The following is a 19,848-nucleotide window of genomic DNA, read 5'->3' on the forward strand; positions in this document are numbered from 1 at the left end:
TGACAGTCGTCCGAACTAGGATTGACGACCATGACCGACCTCGACAGCCAGCCCACCCCGGACCCGACGGCCGCGGAGCCCCGCGCCGTCGTCGTACCGGACAAGCCGGCCCTGGAGGGGCTGGAGGCGAAGTGGGCCGAGCAGTGGAAGAACGACGACACCTACGGCTTCGACCGCACCCAGCCGCGGGAGAACGTCTACGCCATCGACACCCCGCCGCCGACGGTCAGCGGCAGCCTGCACGTGGGCCACGTCTTCTCCTACACCCACACCGACCTGATCGCCCGCTTCCAGCGGATGCGGGGCAAGTCCGTCTTCTACCCGATGGGCTGGGACGACAACGGCCTGCCGACCGAGCGCCGCGTGCAGAACTACTTCGGCGTGCGCTGCGACCCCTCGCTGCCCTACGACGCCGACTTCACCCCGCCGGAGAAGCCGGACCCCAAGCGCCAGGTCCCGATCAGCCGGCCGAACTTCATCGCGCTGTGCGAGCAGCTCGTCGAGCAGGACGAGAAGGTCTTCGAGGACCTGTGGCGCACGCTCGGCCTCAGCGTCGACTGGAAGATCAACTACACGACCATCGGCGCGAAGGCGCAGACCGTCAGCCAGCGCGCCTTCCTGCGCAACCTGGGCCGCGGCGAGGCCTACCTCCAGGAGGCGCCGACCCTGTGGGACGTCACCTTCCAGACCGCGGTCGCCCAGGCCGAGCTGGAGGCCCGTGACTACGCCGGCGCCTACCACCGCGTCGCCTTCCACCGGACCGACGCCTCGACGGGCTCGGCCACCGACAAGGTCTACATCGAGACGACCCGCCCCGAGCTGATCCCCTCGGTCGTCGCGCTGATCGCGCACCCCGACGACGAGCGGTACGCCGACCTGTTCGGCCAGAGCGTCACCTCGCCGGTCTTCGGCGTGGAGATCCCGGTCCTCGCCCACCCCGCGGCGGAGAAGGACAAGGGCGCCGGCATCGCGATGTGCTGCACCTTCGGCGACCTGACCGACGTCACCTGGTGGCGCGAGCTGCAGCTGCCGGTGCGCACCGTCATCGGGCGCGACGGCCGGTTCACCCGCGAGACCCCGGAGTGGCTCGCGAGCGAGGCCGCCGCGGCGGCGTACGAGGACCTCAAGGGCAAGACGGTCCACTCCGCCCGTGAGGCGGTGGTCGCCAAGCTCAAGGAGAGCGGTGACCTCGACGGCGACCCCAAGCCCACCCAGCGGATGGCGAACTTCTACGAGAAGGGCGACAAGCCGCTGGAGATCGTCTCCACCCGCCAGTGGTACATCCGCAACGGCGGGCGGGACGCGGGCATCCGCAACCAGATGCTGGAGCGCGGCGCGGAGATCCAGTGGCTGCCGCCGCACATGAAGCACCGCTTCGACAACTGGGTCGGCGGCCTCAACGGCGACTGGCTGATCTCGCGCCAGCGCTTCTTCGGCATCCCCTTCCCGGTCTGGTACCCCCTCGACGCCGAGGGCGAGCCCGACTACGGCAGCCTGCTGCTGCCGACCGAGGCCGAGCTGCCCGTCGACCCGTCGACCCAGGCACCCGCGGGCTACACCGAGGACCAGCGCGGCAAGCCGGGCGGCTTCATCGGCGACCCGGACGTCATGGACACCTGGGCGACCTCCTCGCTCACCCCGCAGATCGCGGGCGGCTGGGAGTCCGACCCGGACCTGTTCTCGCGGGTCTTCCCGATGGACCTGGCCACCCAGGCCCACGACATCATCCGCACCTGGCTGTTCTCCCGCGTCGTCCGGGCGCACTTCGAGAACGGCGCGGCGCCGTGGTCGCACGCGATGATCTCCGGCTTCATCGTCGACCCGGACCGCAAGAAGATGTCGAAGTCCAAGGGCAATGTCGTCGTCCCCGACGAGATCCTGGGCAAGTACGGCGCCGACGCGGTCCGCTGGCGGGCCGCGATCGCCCGTCCCGGTCTGGACTCGCCCTTCGACGAGACCCAGATGAAGGTCGGCCGCCGGCTGGCGATGAAGGTCCTCAACGCCTCGAAGTTCGTCCTCGGCAGCGTCGGGGCCACCGAGTTCAGCGCGGCCCGGGTCAGCCAGCCGGTCGACACCCACCTGCTGGGCCGGCTCGCCGGCGTGGTCCGCAAGGCCACCGAGGCGTTCGAGGCCTACGACTACACGACCGCGCTCGAGGTCACCGAGAAGTTCTTCTGGGAGTTCTGCGACGACTACCTCGAGCTCGTCAAGGAGCGGGCGTACGCCGACACCGGTGACGCCTCGGACTCGGCGCGGTCCACCCTCGCCGCCGCCCTGCAGGTGCAGCTCCGGCTGCTGGCGCCCTTCCTGCCGTACGTCACCGAGGAGGTCTGGTCCTGGTGGCAGGACGGCTCGGTGCACCGCGCGCCGTGGCCGAGCGTCACCGAGCTGGGCTCCCCGGCCGCCTCCGACGGCACCGCGATCGACGCGGTCGCCGCCGCGCTGGCCGGCATCCGGGGCGCGAAGTCGCAGGCCAAGGTGAACATGAAGACCCCGCTCGCGCGGGTCGAGGTCAGTGGCCCGGAGAAGCTCGTGCGCGACGCCGAGTCCGCCTCCACGGACCTGGTGGCCGCCGGCAAGATCACCGGCGACCTGGTCTTCACCGTCGTCGCCGACGCCACCGAGCTGTCCGTGACCGCCGAGATCCAGCCTGCGGAGTGAGGCGGGCAGGAGCGGCGGCCGCCGTCGCGGCCGTGCTGGCGCTCACCGCGGGCTGCGCGGCGACCGAGTGGCCCTCGGACGCCGACCAGTCGGCGTTCTGCGAGAAGGTCGGCCAGCACTACCTGCACGGTCCCGACGAGGAGCTGCGGCGACTGGGGACCCCGGAGAACCTCCCGTTCGAGGCCCGGCGCTACCTGCTCCACCGCGACGAGGGCAAGGAGCCGGTCCCCGGGGACCAGGAGATCCTCCAGGACTACGTCGCCGACCGCTGCTGATCAGGGCACCAGGCGCAGGACCAGGTCGCCGTCGGCGTCCTTGCGGTCGTTGGTGAGCACCCACAGCGAGCCGTCCGGCGCCTCGGTGACCAGGCGCAGCCGGCCGTACTCGTGGGCGAGCAGCTGCTCGGCGGAGTCGGCCGAGCCGTCCGGGTCGATCCGGTAGAGCCGCTCGCCGCGCAGGCAGGCGATCCAGATCTTGCCGTCGTGGAACGTCATCCCGCTCGGCGAGGCGTCCTCCGGCCGCCAGGTGGCGATCGGGTCGGTGAGGTCGTCGTCGTCCGCGGGCCCCTCGGCCTCGGGCCAGCCGTAGTCCTGGCCCGGCTCGACCACGTTGAGCTCGTCGAGCTTGTTGAAGCCGAACTCGGTGGCGTACAGCGTGCCCTGCTCGTCCCAGGCCAGGCCCTGCGGGTCGCGCCAGCCCCACGCGTAGACCGGTGAGGCGGGGTCCGGGTTGCCCGGCGCCGGCCGGCCCTCCGGGGTGACCCGCAGGATCTTGCCGCCGAGGTCGGCCCGGTCCTGGGCCGGGGCGCGTCGGTCCGCCTCCCCGGTGGTGACGTAGAGCATCCCGTCCGGGCCGAACCGGATCCGGCCGCCGTTGTGGATGTTGCCGGCCGGGATCCCGGTCAGCACCGGCTCCGGATCCGCGGTGGAGCCGAGCCGGAACCGCACCACGCGGCTGTCCTCGCGGCCGGTGTAGTAGACGTAGACCCAGCCGTCCTCGGCGTACGACGGGGAGAGGGCCAGCCCCTGCAACCCGCCCATCGAGGCGCTGTCGGGATCGATCTCCTCGAAGGTGCGCACCTCCGAGACCTGCCCGCTGGGGCTCACCCTGCGCAGGCGGCCGGTGATCCGCTCGGTGACCAGCGCGGAGCCGTCGGGCAGGAAGGCCAGGTCCCAGGGCACGGCGAGGCCCTTCGCGACCGTCTCCACCGACGCGGGCTCCGCGTCGGGGGCGTCCGCCACGCTCGGGTGGACCCACCAGCCGGCGCCGTCGCCGTACCGGTAGCCGGCCACGCCGCCCGCCACGAGGAGGGCACCGAGGATGCCGAGAACAGGCCACTTCCACCGCACGAGCCAGCGCACGGCTCGACCCTAGGCGCGCTCGCGCCCCGGGTCGCCGGTCGTCACCGACTCGTCAGGCAGACTTCTTCTTCGGTTTCGCATCGCGCAGCACCAGGGTCGGCGCGACGTCGTCCTCGACGGTCTCCTTCGTCACCACGACCTGGGCCACGTCGCCGCGGCTCGGCACGTCGTACATCACGTGGAGGAGGACCTCCTCGATGATGGCGCGCAGGCCACGGGCGCCGGTGCCGCGCTCGAGCGCCTTGTCGGCGATCGCGGCGACGGCGTCGTCGGTGAAGTCGAGCTCCACGCCGTCGAGGTCGAAGAGCTTCTTGTACTGCTTGACCAGGGCGTTGCGCGGCTCGGTGAGGATCTGGATCAGCGCGTCCTGGTCGAGCGGGCTGACGCTCGCGATGAGCGGCAGACGGCCGATGAACTCGGGGATCAGGCCGAACTTGGTGAGGTCCTCGGGCCGGACCTGGCCGAGCAGGTCGTCGGCGGCACGCTCGGCCTCGCCGCGCGGCTCGGCGGTGAAGCCGAGGGACTTCTTGCCGACCCGCTGCTCGATGATGTGCTCCAGGCCGGCGAAGGCGCCGCCCACCACGAACAGGATGTTCGTGGTGTCGATCTGGATGAACTCCTGGTGCGGGTGCTTGCGGCCGCCCTGCGGGGGCACCGAGGCGGTGGTGCCCTCGATGATCTTGAGCAGGGCCTGCTGCACGCCCTCGCCGGAGACGTCGCGCGTGATCGAGGGGTTCTCCGCCTTGCGGGCCACCTTGTCGATCTCGTCGATGTAGATGATGCCGGTCTCGGCCTTCTTGACGTCGTAGTCGGCGGCCTGGATCAGCTTGAGGAGGATGTTCTCGACGTCCTCACCGACGTAGCCGGCCTCGGTCAGGGCGGTGGCGTCGGCGATGGCGAACGGGACGTTGAGCATCCGGGCCAGGGTCTGGGCGAGGTAGGTCTTGCCGCAACCGGTCGGGCCGATGACGAGGATGTTGGACTTCGCGACCTCGACGACCTCGTCCTTGCTGTGCTTGCCCGACACGGGCTGCACACCCGCCTGGACCCGCTTGTAGTGGTTGTAGACCGCCACCGCGAGGGACTTCTTCGCCTGCTCCTGGCCGATGACGTAGGAGTTCAGGAACTCGAAGATCTCCTTCGGCTTCGGCAGCTCGGCGAGGTCGACGTCAGAGCCCTCGGCGAGCTCCTCCTCGATGATCTCGTTGCACAGGTCGATGCACTCGTCGCAGATGTAGACACCCGGACCAGCGATGAGCTTCTTGACCTGCTTCTGGCTCTTTCCACAGAACGAGCACTTCAACAGGTCGCCACCGTCACCGATGCGTGCCACGGGTCCTCCTCAGGTCCGAACCCCCCGACGGTACCCCCTGCCACGCTCCAACGGGAGCGTGACACGAGGGCAACCGGGTCGGGATCGGGGAGCTCAATGGTCGTACGTCGTTCTCTTCGGCAGCCGGGGCCCGGATCAGACCAGTGCGGGGGTCTTCAGCGACTCGAGCACCGAGTCGATGAGGCCGTACTCGATCGCGCCCTGGGCGGTGAGGATCTTGTCGCGCTCGATGTCGCGGCTGACCTCGTCGATGTCCTTGCCGGAGTGGTCGCTGATCATCTTCTCGAGCAGCTCGCGCATCCGGAGGATCTCGTTGGCCTGGATCTCGATGTCCGAGGTCTGGCCGAAGGTGCCCTCGGTGTAGGGCTGGTGGATCAGGATCCGGCTGTTGGGCAGCGCCAGGCGCTTGCCCTTGGCGCCCGCGGCCAGCAGGATCGCCGCCGCCGAGGCCGCCTGGCCGATGCACACGGTCTGCACGTCCGGCTTGATGAACTGGATCGTGTCGTAGATCGCGGTCAGCGCCGTGAACGAGCCACCGGGGCTGTTGATGTAGATGCTGATGTCCTGGTCGGGGTTCATCGACTGCAGGCAGAGCAGCTGGGCGATGACGGCGTTGGCGACGTCGTCGGAGATCGGGGTGCCGAGGTAGATGATGCGGTCCTCGAACAGCTTGGCGTAGGGGTCGATCCGGCGGAAGCCGTACGACGTGCGCTCTTCCCACTGCGGGATGTAGTAGTTCATGCCTTGATCACTCAGTCCTTCTTGTGGGCCGGACGACCCTCGTCGACGGCTTCCTTGGCGCTCTTGACCACCTTGTCGACCAGGCCGTACTCCAGCGCCTCCTGGGCGGTGAACCAGCGGTCGCGGTCGGCGTCCTCGGTGACCTGCTCGACGCTCTGGCCGGTGTGCTCGGCGATCAGGTCGAGCAGCACCTTCTTGATGTGCAGCGACTGCTGGGCCTGGATCTTGATGTCCGAGGCCGAGCCGCCCATGCCGGACGACGGCTGGTGCATCATGATCCGCGCGTGGGGCAGGGCGTAGCGCTTGCCCTTCGCGCCGGCGCAGAGCAGGAACTGGCCCATCGAGGCGGCCAGGCCCATGCCGACCGTGGCGACGTCGTTGGGGATGTAGTTCATCGTGTCGTAGATCGCCATGCCGGCGTCCACCGAGCCGCCGGGGCTGTTGATGTGCAGGAAGATGTCGGCCTCGGGGTCCTCCGCCGACAGCAGCAGCAGCTGGGCGCAGATCGCGTTGGCGTTCTGGTCGCGCACCTCGGAGCCGAGGAACACGATCCGCTCGCGGAGCAGCCGGCTGTAGATGTTGTCGTCGAGGAAGTTGATCCCCGCGCCGCCGTTCATCTCATGACCACGCTCGTGGCCACCGGGAAGAGTCTGAGTCACGCAAGCGACACTAGCCGTCCGCCACGGTCAAACCACGTGTCGCACGCCGCTGTTCGCCGACAGCGGAAGGGCTCAGCCCTCCGCGGCGGCCCGGAGCCCGGCGAGGGTGGTGGCCATCCCGCGCTCCAGCTCGTCGGCGTGCTCCTCGGTGCCGCCGAGCGCGAGCGGCGCGACGAGCCGGCTGCCGAGGCTGAGCCGCGCCGGCACCGGCCGGCGGTGCACCACCCGGGTCCGGCCGGGGCCGAGCGCCTCGAGCTCCCAGACCCACTGCGCCCCGCTGGAGGGGGTGTCCCAGACCAGTCGCCGGCCGGGAGTCACCTCGGCCACGACCGAACGGGTCGGCCAGACGAAGGCCTTGCGGCGGTTGACGCCGAGGTACCACTGCCCGACCCGCAGGCCGCCGCGCTTGAGCGGCACCATCCGCACGGTCTCCGGGCTCCAGCTCGCCAGCTGGCCGAAGTCGGTCAGCAGCGCCCACACGTGCTCGGCAGGAGCCGCGATCTCGGTCTCCGCGCGGAGCTCGCGCGCTGCGTTCGGGGTCGCCATGGACCCATCCTGGCTCAGTCGTCGTCGCCGAGCCAGCGCACCAGCGCGGTGTGGACGTCGGGGTGGTTGAGCAGCCCGAAGTGGTCGGTGCGCGGCAGGTGCAGCACCTCGGCCCCGGGGAACAGCTCGGTCCCGCGGCGGTCGCGGCCCACGGCCGAGCGCGGGGTCACCAGCAGGTCCCCGATCGTGCTCGCGACCGGGTGCCGCGGCGAGCGGGTCAAGGTGGCCGAGACGAGGCGGTAGCGCGCGTGCGGCAGCGGGGGCACGTCCTGGGCGAGGCCCTCGATCAGGTCGTGGATCCCCGGCGCCTGCCGGTCGATGACCCGGCCGAAGGCGGCCACCTCGGGCAGCCTGGCGAGGGTCCGGCTGGCGTGGTCGGCGCTCACGGCGAACCAGGAGCCGAGGTGCGGGGTGCCCAGGGTGACCACGTCGGTGACCTGCTGGGTCCAGGCGGCCGGGGCGTCGCCCTCCGCGGTCACCGCCGAGGAGGCCCGGATGACCAGCCCGCCGAGCGAGTGCCCGACCAGCGCGATCCGGGTGACCTCGGTGGGCCAGGCGTCGACGAGGCGCTGCAGGAGCGAGGCCAGCACCACGCCGTTCTCGCGCAGGGGCAGGCCGGTGTTGGCGCGCAGGTAGACCGGCGTCCAGCCGCGCCGGGCCAGCGTCTCGCCGTACGTCGAGCCGAGCCGGTCGCGGTGGCGGCGCCAGTAGTCCTCGGTCTCGCACAGCCCGTGCAGGAAGACCACCAGCTGACCGGTGGCCTCCGGGAAGGCCGCGCGCACGCCGTCGGGGGTGAGCAGCACGTCGCGGCCCTCGCGGCGCACGCCCATCTCGATCGCGAGGTGCGGCCGCTCGCGGCGCAGCTCCTCACCGATCAGCCCGTTGACGGCCGAGCTGACGAAGCGCCCGCGCGGACCCTCCTCCAGGCCGGGGCCGCCCAGTCCGGCGTCGGCGAGGCGGGACAGGCCGGCGCTCGCGCCGCGCAGGGAGAGCCCGAGGGCGCCGTAGACCGTGGTGGCGATGCCGTGGTGCAGGACCTCCGCGGGCCGCGCTGCATGGCCGAGACCGAGCCGGGCCAGGCCGTGCGCACGCCGCGAGATCGCGGTGTGGGTCTCCCGCGCGGTGGCGACGACGAGGTCGTCGAGGACGGAGGTCGCCAGGGCCGCGGCGTCGACGAGGGTGGCTTCGTGCCTCATGGAAAAGCAGGCTACCCCGTTGAGTGCACACTCGTACACTCAACGGGGTAGGTGAGCCGGGACTCAGTCCTCGGTGGTCTCCTCGGCCTCGGCGGGCTCCTCGCCCTCCGCGGCCGGCTCGCCGATGCTGCCGTCGGCCTGCAGGTTCTTCAGCTCCAGGACGTTGCCGGAGCCGTCCTTGACCTCGGCACCCTCGACCAGGATCTGCAGCGCCTTGCCGCGGCGGATCTCCTGGACCAGCTCGGGCACGTGGTTGTGCTCGAACATGTGGTTGACGAACTCCTGCGGGTCCTGGCCGGACTGCTGCGCGCGACGGATCATGTGCTGGGTGAGCTCGGCCTGGTCGATGCCCAGCTCCTCCTTGTCGGCGATCTCGTCGAGCAGGAACTGCGCGGCGACGGCGTCGCGGACCCGGCGCTCGAGGTCGGCCTCGAACTCCTCCTGGGTCTGCTTCTCGTCCTCGAGGTACTTCTCCAGCGTCATGCCGGCGTACTGCAGCTGCTGCTCCAGGTTGGCGCGGCGCGCATTGAGCTCCTCGGTGACCATGGTCTCCGGCAGCGGGATCTCGACCTTCTCCAGCAGCGACTCCAGGACGGCGTCCCGGGCGGCCGCGGCCTGCTCGAGGCGCTTGCCGCGGGTCAGCCGCTCGCGCACGTCGGTGCGCAGCTCCTCCAGGGTGTCGAACTCGGAGGCCTCCTGGGCGAAGTCGTCGTCCAGCTCGGGGAGCTCCTGCTCCTGGACCTGGGTGACCTTGACCTTGACCTCGACGTCCTGGCCGACCAGCTCGCCGCTGACCAGCTGGGTCGTGAACGTCTTCTCCTCGTCGACGCCGACGCCCACGAGGGCCTCGTCGAGACCGTCGATCATGCCGCCGTTGCCGACCTTGTAGGAGAAGCCGGCGATCTCGGCGCCCTCGACGACCTCGCCGTCCTGGGTGGCGACCAGGTCGATGACCACGAAGTCGCCGTCCTGGGCAGGCCGCTCGACGTCGATCAGGGTGCCGAAGCGCTCACGCAGCGCGTCGACCTGCTCGGCGACGTCCTCGTCGGTGACCGCGAGGTCCTCGACCGAGGCGCTCAGGCCCTCGTACGACGGCAGGGTGATCTCCGGCTTGACGTCCACCTCGGCGGTGAACTCCAGCGGGCCCTCGTCGTCGTACTTGAGCACCTCGACCTCGGGCTGGGCCAGCGGGGTGAGGTTGTTCTCCTCGAGGGCCTCGACGTACTTGGCGCCGAGGATGTCGTTGAGAGCCTCGTCGCGCGCGGCGCCGGGGAACTGGCGCTCGATGACCGCGGGCGGGACCTTGCCGCGGCGGAAGCCGGGGACGTTGATCTGCTTCGCGATCTTCTGGTACGCCGCGTCGAGGCTCGGCTTGAGCTCCTCGAAGGGCACCTCGACGGTCAGCTTGGCCCGGGTCGGGCTCAAGGTCTCGACGGCGCTCTTCACAGGTGATCTCCTACTGGTTCTGAGAAATGGTCGCGGGCCCGGGGGCCCGCTGGTTCGATCGGGTGATCTGTCGGGGCGACAGGACTCGAACCTGCGGTCTCCTGCTCCCAAAGCAGGCGCGCTAGCCACTACGCTACGCCCCGTCGAGCGGTCCGCCGGCGGGCGGTGGACCGCACTTCGAGGGGATGACGGGAATCGAACCCGCGTAATCAGTTTGGAAGACTGAGGCTCTACCATTGAGCTACATCCCCGATGCTCGCGGCGCGCTCGCACGCGCCGAAAGGCACGGGCAATCGTGCCACACGGGCACTCCCCCGCCGTAACCGAGGGCGGCGCGGGCGTCCGGCTCAGGGACGCCGGTGGACCAGCAGCAGCGCGCGGTCGTCGTCCGGGGAGCCGACCGCGCCGACCAGCCGGTCGGCGAGACCGTCCCAGGAGTGCCGCAGCAGGGCCTCGGCCGCGCCCATCATCTCGTCGATGCCGAGCTCGATGTCGCGCCGCGGCTCCTCGACCATCCCGTCGGTGTAGAGCAGGAGGCTGTCGCCGGGGGCGAGCCGGCCCCGGTAGGCGTCGTAGGCGACGTCCTCGACGATGCCGAGCACGGGGCCCTCGGCGCGCAGCACCTGCCAGCGCCCCGACCCGGCGTGGCGCTGCACGGCCGGCGGGTGCCCGGCGCTGCGCAGCTCGAAGGCGCCCGAGGCGAGGTCGACCGAGACGTGCACGGCCGTCGCGAAGCCCTCCTCCCAGGCGCGCTGGAGGAGGTAGTCGTTGGCGGCCGGCAGGAAGCGGTCGGCCGGCAGCGCGCCGACCAGGCCGCCCATCGCCCCGGAGAGCTGGAGCGCGCGGGTGCCGGCGCCCTCGCCCTTGCCGGAGACGTCGACCACGACCAGCTCGATCCGGCTGCCTCGGTCGCTGCCCGTGGCGACGAAGAAGTCGCCCGCGAAGGCCGACCCGCCGGCCGAGGCGAGGGCGGACTGCACCAGCCACTGGTCCGGCAGGACCGGGATCTCGCCCTGGGCGAGGATCCGGTCGCGCAGGTCGACCAGCATCGACTCCCCCCGCATCCGGGCCACGCTGAGGCCGCGGCGCCCGCGCGCGATGACGATCACGGCGAGCGTGATCACGTACATGAGCACGACCGAGATCGCCGTACGGGCCGTCCAGGACTCCTGGAGGACCGAGGCGACGCTCAGCACGACCAGGACGTACGCCGCGAACCACGGCAGCGCGCGGCTGCTGAGCATGAGCACCGCGATCACCAGCGGCAGGAAGGCCAGCGTGATCGGCACGTCGTCGGGGCACAGCGCGATCCCGACCAGCACGCCGGCGGAGAACAGCGCGAGCAGCACGGCGATGCCGCGGTCGCTGGTGAACCAGCGGCGTGGGGCGGCGATCATCGCCCCGCCCGGCTGCGGAAGACCGGCTGGCAGCGCGCGCACCAGAACAGGTTGCGACCGCCCAGCACCTGGGTGCGCACCGGCCGGGCGCAGACGTGGCAGGGCTGTCCGGTGCGCCGGTAGACGTAGACCTCGCCGCCGTGGTCGTCCACGCGCGGGGCCCGCCCCATCGCCTCGGGCAGGTGCTCGGGCCGGACGGTGTCGATCCGTCCGCTGAGCACGCCCTCCCCCATCAGCACCACCAGATCGTCCCAGATCGCGCGCCACTGTGCGGGGCGAAGTGACCGACCGGGCCGAAGTGGATGGATCCGGTGCCGGAAGAGCACCTCGGCGCGGTAGACGTTCCCGACCCCCGCGAGCACGGACTGGTCCATCAGCAAGGTGCCGATCGGGGCGCTGCTCGCGCTGATCCGGGCCCAGGCCCGGTCCGGGTCGGCGTCCGCGCGCAGCGGGTCGGGGCCGATCCGGGCGAGGACCGCGTCCCGCTCGGCGGCGGTGACCAGCGCGCAGCGGTTGGCGCCGCGCAGGTCGGCGTACGCCCCCGGGCGGACCAGGCGCAGGCGCACCTGGCCGACCGGGGCCGGGACCTCAGCCACGTCGTCGTGCACGTCGAAGGTGCCGTAGAGCCCGAGGTGGACGTGCACGAACAGCTCGTTCTCGAAACGGACGAAGAGCTGCTTGCCCCACGCGTCGGCGTCGAGCAGCCGGGTGCCGTCGACCCGGGCCGCGCCGTCGGCGAAGCGGCCCTGCGGGCTGCCGGCCCGCACCAGGTGATCGCCGAAGACGGTGGTCAGCGCACCCGCGAGACGGTGGAGGGTGTGCCCCTCAGGCATCGCCGTGCCCGAGCTGCCCCTCTCGACGAGCAGAGGCGGGCAGGGGCGGGAGCTCGCCGGTGGTCTCGTAGGAGGACATCTGGGCGATCCGGCGCACGTGCCGCTCGTCGCCGGGGAACGACGTGGTGAGGAAGACCTCGACCAGCCGGGTCATCTCCTCCAGCGTGTGCATCCGGCCGCCGACCGCGACCACCCAGGCGTCGTTGTGCTCACGGGCCAGGCTCGCGGTCTGCTCCGACCACGCCAGCGCGGCGCGGATGCCCTCGACCTTGTTGGCCGCGATCTGCTCGCCGTTGCCCGAGCCGCCGATGACCACGCCGAGGCTGTCGAGCCCGTTGGCCCGGTCCTCCGCGACGCCCGCGGCGGCGCGGATGCAGAAGACGGGGTAGTCGTCGACCGCGTCGTAGACGAAGGGGCCGTGGTCGACCGGCTCGTAGCCGTGGTCGGTCAGCCAGCCGGTGAGGTGGGACTTGAGCTCGAGGCCGGCGTGGTCGCAGCCGAGGTGGACGCGCATGGCGCCCATCCTCTCAGGCGGGGATCCGCCGAGGGCACCTGCCTGGCTTGTAACTCGGTGTTCGGGCATCTGCCACGGAGTCGTGACCGGTCAGGAGTCCGTGGTGGATGCCCGGACACCGAGTTACAAGCGGGTCAGGCCCGGTGCAGGCGGCGGGCCGCCTCCGCGATCGAGCCGCTGATCGAGGGGTAGACGGTGAACGTCAACGCCACCTGGTCCGCGGTCAGCCGCTCGGTCACCGCGAGCGCGACCGGGTGGATCAGCTCCGAGGCCCGCGGCCCGACGACCACCCCGCCGAGCACGCTGCGCGAGCCGGGCGCCACGAAGAGCTTCACGAAGCCGTCGACGATGCCCTGCATCTTCGCGCGGGCGTTGGTGGCCAGCGGCTGCACGACCACCTCGGCCAGCACCTCGCCGGCGTCCACCTGCTGCTGGGTGACCCCGACGGTGGCGATCTCGGGCGAGGTGAAGACGTTGGAGGCGACCACGGACAGGTCGAGCGGCTGCACCGCGTCGCCGAGCACGTGGGCCATCGCGATCCGGCCCTGCATGGCGGCGACCGAGGCGAGCATGAAGACGCCGGTGCAGTCGCCGGCGGCGTACACGCCGGTGGCGGAGGTGCGCGAGACCCGGTCGACCTTCACGAACCCGCCGTCGTCGAGGGTGACGCCGGCCTCCTCCAGGCCCAGGCCGGAGGTGTTCGGCACGGAGCCGAGCGCGAGGATGCAGTGCGACCCGGTCACCTCGCGGCCGTCCTGGAGGGTCACCGTGACGGTGTCGCCGTCGCGGGTCACGGACTGCATCCGCGAGCGGGAGAGCACGGTCATCCCGCGCCGGGTGGCGACGTCCTCCAGCACCTGCGCGGCGTCCTGGTCCTCACCGGGCAGCACCCGGTCGCGCGAGGAGACGAGGGTGACCGGGATCCCGAGCACCTGGTAGGCGCTGGCGAACTCCGCCCCGGTCACGCCCGAGCCGACCACGATCACGTGCTCCGGCATCGCGTCGAGGTCGTAGACCTGCTCCCAGGTCAGGATCCGCTCCCCGTCCGGCTGGGCGCTGGGGAGCACCCTGGGCGCGGCGCCGGTGGCGACGAGCACCGCGTCGGCGTCGTACGTCGCCTCGGAGCCGTCGTCGAGCGTGGCCACCACCCGCGCCGGACCGTCCAGCCGGCCACGGCCGTGCACGACCGTCACGCCCTCGCGCGCCAGCCGGCTCTCGATGTCGGCGGACTGGGCCAGGGCGAGCGCCTTGACCCGTTGGTTGACCTTGGCGAGGTCGACCTTGGGCTCGGCGACCTCGATGCCGAGCTCACCGGCCTCACCCAGGTCGCTCATCACCTCGGCCGTCGCGATCAGGGTCTTGCTGGGCACGCAGTCGGTGAGCACCGCCGAGCCGCCCACGCCGTCGGAGTCGACGACCACGACCTCCGCGCCGAGCTGTGCGGCGACCAGCGCCGACTCGTAGCCACCGGGTCCGCCACCGAGGATCACGACACGGGTCATGCGGCTCATTCTTGCAGCCGCCGAGGGCCGCCCGGACGGGGGCGCCGGGCGTGGCTGTGGACAGCTTCCGGGCACGAGGCGCGGTCCGTGCCGGGTGGTGGGCATGACCACGAGGAGGCACGAGGTCGCGCGGCGACGAGAGCTGGACCGCCGAGCGGCCGTTCCCGGTGACGATCACGCCGCGGGACCTGCTCGACGACTGAGCCCGCGGTCAGGGCAGGTCGACCGGCTCCGAGCAGCGGGTGGTCTGGCCCTCCTGGGCCCGGCCGTGCTCGACGGTGACGATCCCGTCCTGCTCGCGGATCCCCCAGGCCGGGTCGCGCCCGGACAGGATCCCGAGGCAGAACACCACCGAGGTGGCGGGCTCGGGCAGCGCGAGGTCGTCGTAGTCCGGCGCCGGCGGGCCGTACGCCGCCAGCGGCAGGGGCACCCGGACCACCTCGCTGAGCGAGCGCCCCGGGCCGACCTCGCTCACCCCGATCGAGGGGCGGGCGTCCGCGGCGGCGTCGCCGCTCGCGGGCAGCACCCGCTTGGCGAGCTCGACCCGGCCCGGCTCACGGCCGGGCAGCACGTAGGTGCGGTCCGGGCGCTCCGAGAGCGAGCCGTCGCGGCGATCGGGGACGCGGTTGGTGACCAGCACCGGCGCCTGGGTGTGGTTGGTCACCGACCACGTGACCACCACCTCGGCGGCGACGACCTCCACCGAGGCGTCGAAGGTCAGCTGGCTGGTGTCGAGCGTCGCGGCCGGCGCCGGTACGACGGCCGGGTCGTAGCGCGGGACGGGCGCGGCCTCCTCGCCGCCGCTGCAGGCGGTGAGGAGGCCGAGCGCGAGCGTGAGGCCGGACAGCCCCGCCCTCGCCCGCACGAGTGGTCCCGGGGTGGGTGCTACAGGTTGATCATGTGGCCGGCGATCCCGTGGATCGCCTCCTTCACGGCCTCCGACAGCGTCGGGTGGGCGAACACGTTGCGGCCCACCTCGTCGGCGGTCAGGTCCCACTTCTGGGCCAGGGTGAGCGCGGGCAGCAGCTCGGTCACGTCCGGGCCGATCAGGTGCGCGCCGAGGATCTCGTTGTGCTCGGCGTCCGCGACGATCTTGACGAAGCCGACGCCCTCGCCGAGGCCCTGGGCCTTGCCGTTGGCGGAGAACGGGAACGAGGCCGTCTTGACGTCGTAGCCCTTGTCCTTGGCCTGCTGCTCGCTGTAGCCGAAGGAGCCGATCTGCGGCTGGCAGTAGGTCGCCCGCGGCACGAAGTCGTACTCGACCGGCATCGTCTCGGCACCGGCGATGGTCTCGGCGGCGACGATGCCCTGGGCCTCGGCGACGTGGGCGAGCATCAGCTTGGCGGTGACGTCGCCGATGGCGTAGACGCCCTCGACGTTGGTGCGGCAGTAGTCGTCGATCTCGATCGCGCCGCGGTCGGTGAGCTTCACGCCGGCCGCCTCGAGGCCGTAGCCCTCGGTGCGCGGGGCGAAGCCGAAGGCGGCCAGGAACTTGTCCGCCTCCAGGACCTGCTCCTCGCCACCGGCGGCGGGCGCGACGGTGACCTTGACGCCCGAGCCGGTGTCCTCGACGCCCTTGACGGCGGTCGAGGTGAGCACCTTCACGCCGAGCTTCTTGTAGTGCTTGGCGAGCTCCTTGGACACGTCGGCGTCCTCGGTCGGCACCATCCGGTCGAGGAACTCCACGATCGTGACGTCCACGCCGAAGTTCTTCAGCACGTAGGCGAACTCGACGCCGATCGCGCCGGATCCGCCGATGATGATCGAGGAGGGGACGTTCTCGTCGAGGATCTGCTCCTCGTAACTGACGATGTTCTTGCCGTTGACCTCCACGCCGGGCACGGTGCGCACGGTGGCGCCGGCGGCGATGATGAGGTCGTCGCAGGTGTACTCCGCGGTGGAGCCGTCCTCCGCCTTCACCGAGACCGTCTTCGGGCCGGTGAGCGTGCCCCAGCCGTCGACCTCGGTGATCTTGTTCTTCTTCATCAGGTAGTGGACGCCCTTGACGATGCCGGCGCTCACCTGGCGCGAGCGCTTGTGCGTCGGGCCGAAGGCCATCGTCGCGTCACCCTCGATGCCGTACTTGGCCTTCTCGTGGGTGAGCGTGTGGGCGAGCTCGGCGTTCTTCAGCAGCGCCTTGGAGGGGATGCAGCCGACGTTGAGGCACACGCCGCCCCAGTACTTCTTCTCGATGACGGCAACCGACTTGCCGAGCTGGGAGGCGCGGATCGCGGCGACGTACCCACCGGGGCCGGCACCGAGGACGAGGACATCGAAGTGGGTCACGCAGCCAGCCTAGTCCGCCGCTCCCGGCAGGGTCCGAAGGGTGCCGGGCGTCACGTTCGGCGGCCCGCCGCGTTGATCCCCCGGGTACGCCGGGGGGCGGCCCGGCAGAGGAGATGGTCGACGAATGGTGCGCATCGGCAGCGTGGTCCTCGCGAGCGTGCTCGCACTCGCGGGGCAGGCGCTGGTGGCGCCCGCCCCGGCGCCGGCGAGCCCGGTTCCGGCGAGCGCGAGCGCGGGCCTGCTCGACGTGGTGGTGACCCTGCGGCCCGGCACCGACCCGGCCGCCGCGGCGCGGTCCCTGGTGACCGCCCGGGGCGGGAAGGTCACCGCACTCTTCTCCTCCGCGCTCGACGGCTTCGCCGCGACCCTCACCGACGCCCTGCTGGCGACGCTGCGCACGGACGCGCGGGTGCGCTCGGTGGAGCCGGAGCGGACCTTCCGCGCCTCCGCGACCCAGACGCCGACGCCGAGCTGGGGCCTGGACCGGATCGACCAGCGGGCACTGTCCCTCAACAGCGCCTACGGATTCACCCGGATGGGCGCGGGGGTGGACGTCTACGTCGTCGACACCGGCATCTACACCCGGCACGCCGACTTCGCGGGCCGGGCGGTCGCCGGCTGGGACTACGTCGACCATGACAACACCCCGCAGGACTGCAACGGCCACGGCACGCACGTCGCCGGGACCGCCGGCGCGGGCCGCTACGGCGTGGCGAAGCGGGTCCGCCTGATCGCCGTACGGGTGCTCGGGTGCGACGGCGCGGGCGACACCTCCACCCTCGTCTCCGGCCTGGGCTGGGTGGTCCGGCACCACCGCGCCGGCCGGCCGGCGGTGGTCAACATGAGCCTCGGCGGGCCGCCCTCGGCGGCGCTCGACGCGGCGGTGCGCAGCGTGCTGGCCGACGGGGTCAGCGTCGTGGTCGCCGCGGGCAACGACGACGCCGACGCCTGCGGCTCCTCACCGGGCCGTGTCCCCGGGGTGCTCACCGTCGGCGCCAGCGACCGCGCGGACGCCCGGGCGGGCTTCTCCAACTACGGCAGCTGCGTCGACCTGTTCGCCCCCGGTGTCGGCATCGCCTCCACCTGGAACGACGGCCGGGCGAAGGTGCTGAGCGGCACGTCGATGGCGGCGCCGCACGTCACCGGCGCGGTCGCGCTCTACCTGCAGACCTACCCGTCGGCCACGCCGGGCGCGGTCCACCGCGCGATCGTCGGTGGCGCCACCCCGAGCCGGGTCAGCGGCACCGCTCCGCAGTGCGTGCTGTTCCTGTGCTCGGCGGGCAAGCCGGGTGGCGCCCTGCTCTACGTGCGCTGACCCGCTTCGCCCACGCACTAGCCTGACCCCCGTGACGTCGTACGCCGCCTACGGCACCAACCTCGACCCGTTCCGGATGGGCGAGCGGTGCCCCCACTCGCCCCTGCAGACGACCGGGTGGCTGAGCGGCTGGCGGCTGACCTTCGGCGGCGAGGAGCACGGCTGGGACGGCTCGCTCGCCACGATCGTGCAGGACCCCTTCGAGCAGGTCTTCGTCGCGGTCTACGACGTCAGCCCGCTCGACGAGCCGAGCCTCGACCAGTGGGAGTCGGCCGACTCGGGGCTCTACCGCCGCACGAAGGTGCGGATCTCCACGATGGCGGGCGAGGTCGTGGCGTGGACCTACGTGCTGGACGCCTACGAGGGCGGGCTGCCCTCGGCGTCGTACCTCGGGGTGATCGCGGACGCGGCGGAGGCCGCCGACGCGCCGGCCGACTACGTCGAGGCGCTGCGCCGCCGCGACTGCCGCTCCACGGGTCTGTGACGGGAGCCACGCCGGGGCCGTGACCCCGGAAAATGTGAACCGTTGTCAGGTCATGCGCACGTCCTCCCGGCTCCGCCGCGCCCTGACGACCACCGCCGCCGGCTTCGCAGTCGCCGCCCTCGCCGCCTGCGGCACGGCCGCGGTGCCCGACGAGAGCCGCACCGAGGAGGAGGGGGCCAAGGACCTGCCGATCGCGATCCGCCCGGCGGCGTCCGGGCTGCGCTCGGTGATGTGGGTCGGCAACAACTGGGAGGGCACCGCGAGCATCGTCGACGCCCACTCGCTGAAGGTGCTCAAGCGCGGCGTCAACCTGATCCCCGACAAGGCCGAGGAGACCCAGCGGATCCTCAAGAGCCCCGTCGCCACGGTGTTCTACCTCGCGATCAACGCCGGTCCCGGCCAGGGCCACGACCAGTACGTCGACGACATGTTCACCACGATGGACGGCAAGTACCTCGCCGTCTCCCGGCCGAGCTTCGCCGACGTGGTCTGGATCGACATCGCCAAGGCGACCGCCGGGCGCACCGACTCGATCGTGCGCGAGCAGCAGATGGACGGCTACCGCACCGACCACATGCAGGTCTCCAACGACGGCTCGCGGCTGCTGGTCTCCGACTCCACGGCCCGCCAGGTCATCGAGTACTCCATGGTCGACCAGACCCTGCCCGACGGCACCCGGATCAAGGTGGGCGACCGGCTGCGCACCTTCGTCTCCGGGGAGACCCCGCACGAGAGCAACTACACCGAGGACGGCAGCAAGATCCTGCACGCCTCGATCGGCCGGGTCTACACCCCGCTCGACGACCTCGACCCCGCCGACGGCAACCTGCTCGGCCTCCCGCTGGGCGGCCTCGGCGCGCTGCTCGGTCTCGACAAGCTGCTCGCCGCGCTGCCCTGGTCGGCGCTCGACGGCGCCGTCAAGGCCGACCGCTGGCTGCAGTACGTCGACGCGAAGACCTTCGAGATCCTGGACCGCTGGGACATGGGCAAGGAGCTCGCCGAGGCCGGCTACCCCGGCATGAGCAGCGCGGTGCGCCCCGTCGCGGTGCACCCGGGCGGCCGGCTGCTCTACCTGCAGGTCTCCTTCCTGCACGGCTACGTCGTCTTCGACACCGAGGCCGCCGACCTCGACGGCCGCAGCGGCTACACCCTCGGCGGGGAGTCGGAGCCGGCGAAGGGCGCGGTCGTCGACGTCGTGCAGCTGGAGAACCGGGTGCCGACGATGGCGCGCGAGGCCTACGTCAACGACTCCGCCCACCACGGGATCGCGATCAGCGCCGACGGCCGCACGCTGTGCGTCGCCGGCACGATGGACGACTACGCCGCCCTGGTGGACGCCACGACGGGCAAGGCGACCTACTTCGACGCCAGGAGCACCGGCCACGGCTACGGCAAGCCGTACTGGTCGACCGAGGGCCTCGACGAGACCTGCTGGGTCTCGCTGTCCGACGACGACGCCGTCGCGGTGCTCTCCACGCGGACCGGCAAGGAGCTGGCGTACCTGCCCGTCGGCAACCACCCGCAGCGGGTCCGGCACGGCTACGTCCCCGAGCCCGTCGTCGCTGGCTGGTGAC

At 71.8% G+C, this 19,848-nt stretch carries 18 protein-coding genes and 2 tRNA genes; 5 read left to right on the plus strand and 15 right to left on the minus strand.

The genetic code is table 11. The annotated features are described in order from the left end of the window. The first annotated feature begins 30 nt into the window (after positions 1 to 30). Complete coding sequence (gene valS / locus MRBLML1_RS16690) at positions 31 to 2,661, plus strand: valine--tRNA ligase (RefSeq protein ID WP_364517959.1); 2,631 nt, start codon at positions 31 to 33, stop codon at positions 2,659 to 2,661. Continuing rightward, positions 2,658 to 2,936, plus strand: a complete 279-nt coding sequence (locus tag MRBLML1_RS16695; protein WP_364517961.1) for a hypothetical protein — start codon at positions 2,658 to 2,660, stop codon at positions 2,934 to 2,936. Before valS ends, MRBLML1_RS16695 begins: the two co-directional genes overlap by 4 nt. Here the strand turns inward: MRBLML1_RS16695 and MRBLML1_RS16700 are convergent, their stop codons facing one another. The 15 genes from MRBLML1_RS16700 to lpdA all read right to left on the minus strand — a co-directional run bounded on the left by MRBLML1_RS16700 (position 2,937) and on the right by lpdA (position 16,475). After that, entirely contained in the window at positions 2,937 to 4,022 is a 1,086-nt protein-coding gene (locus MRBLML1_RS16700; protein ID WP_364517963.1) for a PQQ-dependent sugar dehydrogenase, read from the minus strand. 52 nt (positions 4,023 to 4,074) lie between these two features. Continuing rightward, positions 4,075 to 5,355 carry an ATP-dependent Clp protease ATP-binding subunit ClpX gene (gene clpX, locus MRBLML1_RS16705; RefSeq protein WP_364517965.1) on the minus strand — a complete coding sequence of 427 codons (1,281 nt, stop codon included), beginning with the start codon at positions 5,353 to 5,355 and terminating at the stop codon, positions 4,075 to 4,077. A gap of 135 nt (positions 5,356 to 5,490) precedes the next feature. Next, a complete protein-coding gene (locus tag MRBLML1_RS16710) occupies positions 5,491 to 6,096 on the minus strand; it encodes an ATP-dependent Clp protease proteolytic subunit (protein ID WP_364517967.1) in 606 nt (201 codons plus the stop codon). Positions 6,097 to 6,107: 11 nt separating this feature from the next. Beyond that, the gene (locus MRBLML1_RS16715) at positions 6,108 to 6,713 is read right to left on the minus strand and encodes an ATP-dependent Clp protease proteolytic subunit (RefSeq protein ID WP_364518188.1); all 606 of its coding nucleotides are present in this window, start codon (positions 6,711 to 6,713) and stop codon (positions 6,108 to 6,110) included. Positions 6,714 to 6,827: 114 nt separating this feature from the next. Further along, positions 6,828 to 7,301: an SRPBCC family protein gene (locus MRBLML1_RS16720; RefSeq protein WP_364517969.1), complete on the minus strand. Its 474-nt coding sequence runs from the start codon at positions 7,299 to 7,301 to the stop codon at positions 6,828 to 6,830. A 14-nt stretch (positions 7,302 to 7,315) separates the two neighbouring features. Continuing rightward, positions 7,316 to 8,497, minus strand: a complete 1,182-nt coding sequence (locus MRBLML1_RS16725; RefSeq protein WP_364517971.1) for a hypothetical protein — start codon at positions 8,495 to 8,497, stop codon at positions 7,316 to 7,318. A gap of 63 nt (positions 8,498 to 8,560) precedes the next feature. Next, positions 8,561 to 9,943, minus strand: coding sequence for a trigger factor (gene tig / locus MRBLML1_RS16730; RefSeq protein ID WP_364517973.1), 1,383 nt, complete (start codon positions 9,941 to 9,943; stop codon positions 8,561 to 8,563). Positions 9,944 to 10,013: 70 nt separating this feature from the next. Then, positions 10,014 to 10,086 (minus strand) — tRNA-Pro (locus MRBLML1_RS16735). Positions 10,087 to 10,123: 37 nt separating this feature from the next. Then, a tRNA-Gly gene (locus tag MRBLML1_RS16740) sits at positions 10,124 to 10,194 on the minus strand. Between the two features lie 96 nt (positions 10,195 to 10,290). Next, on the minus strand, positions 10,291 to 11,382 hold the full coding sequence (locus MRBLML1_RS16745) for a PP2C family protein-serine/threonine phosphatase (RefSeq protein WP_364517975.1): 1,092 nt from the start codon (positions 11,380 to 11,382) through the stop codon (positions 10,291 to 10,293). Continuing rightward, the gene (locus MRBLML1_RS16750) at positions 11,337 to 12,173 is read right to left on the minus strand and encodes an Fpg/Nei family DNA glycosylase (RefSeq protein WP_364517977.1); all 837 of its coding nucleotides are present in this window, start codon (positions 12,171 to 12,173) and stop codon (positions 11,337 to 11,339) included. The genes MRBLML1_RS16745 and MRBLML1_RS16750 overlap by 46 nt, the downstream gene beginning before the upstream one ends. Continuing rightward, positions 12,166 to 12,687, minus strand: coding sequence for a ribose-5-phosphate isomerase (locus MRBLML1_RS16755; RefSeq protein ID WP_364517979.1), 522 nt, complete (start codon positions 12,685 to 12,687; stop codon positions 12,166 to 12,168). The genes MRBLML1_RS16750 and MRBLML1_RS16755 overlap by 8 nt, the downstream gene beginning before the upstream one ends. Before the next feature lie 134 nt (positions 12,688 to 12,821). Further along, on the minus strand, positions 12,822 to 14,189 hold the full coding sequence (locus MRBLML1_RS16760; RefSeq protein ID WP_364517981.1) for an NAD(P)H-quinone dehydrogenase: 1,368 nt from the start codon (positions 14,187 to 14,189) through the stop codon (positions 12,822 to 12,824). A 211-nt stretch (positions 14,190 to 14,400) separates the two neighbouring features. Next, positions 14,401 to 15,054 (minus strand): hypothetical protein, encoded by a 654-nt coding sequence (locus MRBLML1_RS16765; RefSeq protein WP_364517983.1) that lies wholly within the window; start codon positions 15,052 to 15,054, stop codon positions 14,401 to 14,403. A gap of 20 nt (positions 15,055 to 15,074) precedes the next feature. Beyond that, entirely contained in the window at positions 15,075 to 16,475 is a 1,401-nt protein-coding gene (lpdA, locus tag MRBLML1_RS16770; protein ID WP_364517985.1) for a dihydrolipoyl dehydrogenase, read from the minus strand. 124 nt (positions 16,476 to 16,599) lie between these two features. On the opposite strand from lpdA, the gene MRBLML1_RS16775 reads away from it, so the two are divergent. Genes MRBLML1_RS16775 through MRBLML1_RS16785 form a run of 3 tightly spaced genes read left to right on the plus strand, consistent with a single transcriptional unit; the run spans position 16,600 to position 19,847 of the window. Next, positions 16,600 to 17,790, plus strand: a complete 1,191-nt coding sequence (locus MRBLML1_RS16775; RefSeq protein WP_364517987.1) for a S8 family peptidase — start codon at positions 16,600 to 16,602, stop codon at positions 17,788 to 17,790. Between the two features lie 31 nt (positions 17,791 to 17,821). Beyond that, a complete protein-coding gene (locus MRBLML1_RS16780) occupies positions 17,822 to 18,274 on the plus strand; it encodes a gamma-glutamylcyclotransferase family protein (protein ID WP_364517989.1) in 453 nt (150 codons plus the stop codon). Between the two features lie 52 nt (positions 18,275 to 18,326). Next, complete coding sequence (locus tag MRBLML1_RS16785) at positions 18,327 to 19,847, plus strand: serine/threonine protein kinase (RefSeq protein WP_364517991.1); 1,521 nt, start codon at positions 18,327 to 18,329, stop codon at positions 19,845 to 19,847. Position 19,848: the final 1 nt, after the last annotated feature.

The sequence above is a fragment of the Nocardioides sp. LML1-1-1.1 genome (genome assembly GCF_040676175.1).
In the GTDB taxonomy this organism is placed as follows: domain Bacteria; phylum Actinomycetota; class Actinomycetes; order Propionibacteriales; family Nocardioidaceae; genus Nocardioides.

Bases quoted from the DNA above. Each gene is read 5' to 3' on its own strand.
- valS (WP_364517959.1), top strand. From the start codon at position 31: ATGACCGACCTCGACAGCCAGCCCACCCCGGACCCGACGGCCGCGGAG.
- MRBLML1_RS16710 (WP_364517967.1), bottom strand. From the start codon at position 6,096: ATGAACTACTACATCCCGCAGTGGGAAGAGCGCACGTCGTACGGCTTC.
- MRBLML1_RS16715 (WP_364518188.1), bottom strand. From the start codon at position 6,713: ATGAACGGCGGCGCGGGGATCAACTTCCTCGACGACAACATCTACAGC.
- MRBLML1_RS16720 (WP_364517969.1), bottom strand. From the start codon at position 7,301: ATGGCGACCCCGAACGCAGCGCGCGAGCTCCGCGCGGAGACCGAGATC.
- MRBLML1_RS16725 (WP_364517971.1), bottom strand. From the start codon at position 8,497: ATGAGGCACGAAGCCACCCTCGTCGACGCCGCGGCCCTGGCGACCTCC.
- MRBLML1_RS16750 (WP_364517977.1), bottom strand. From the start codon at position 12,173: ATGCCTGAGGGGCACACCCTCCACCGTCTCGCGGGTGCGCTGACCACC.
- MRBLML1_RS16755 (WP_364517979.1), bottom strand. From the start codon at position 12,687: ATGCGCGTCCACCTCGGCTGCGACCACGCCGGCCTCGAGCTCAAGTCC.
- MRBLML1_RS16760 (WP_364517981.1), bottom strand. From the start codon at position 14,189: ATGACCCGTGTCGTGATCCTCGGTGGCGGACCCGGTGGCTACGAGTCG.
- MRBLML1_RS16775 (WP_364517987.1), top strand. From the start codon at position 16,600: ATGGTGCGCATCGGCAGCGTGGTCCTCGCGAGCGTGCTCGCACTCGCG.
- MRBLML1_RS16785 (WP_364517991.1), top strand. From the start codon at position 18,327: ATGCGCACGTCCTCCCGGCTCCGCCGCGCCCTGACGACCACCGCCGCC.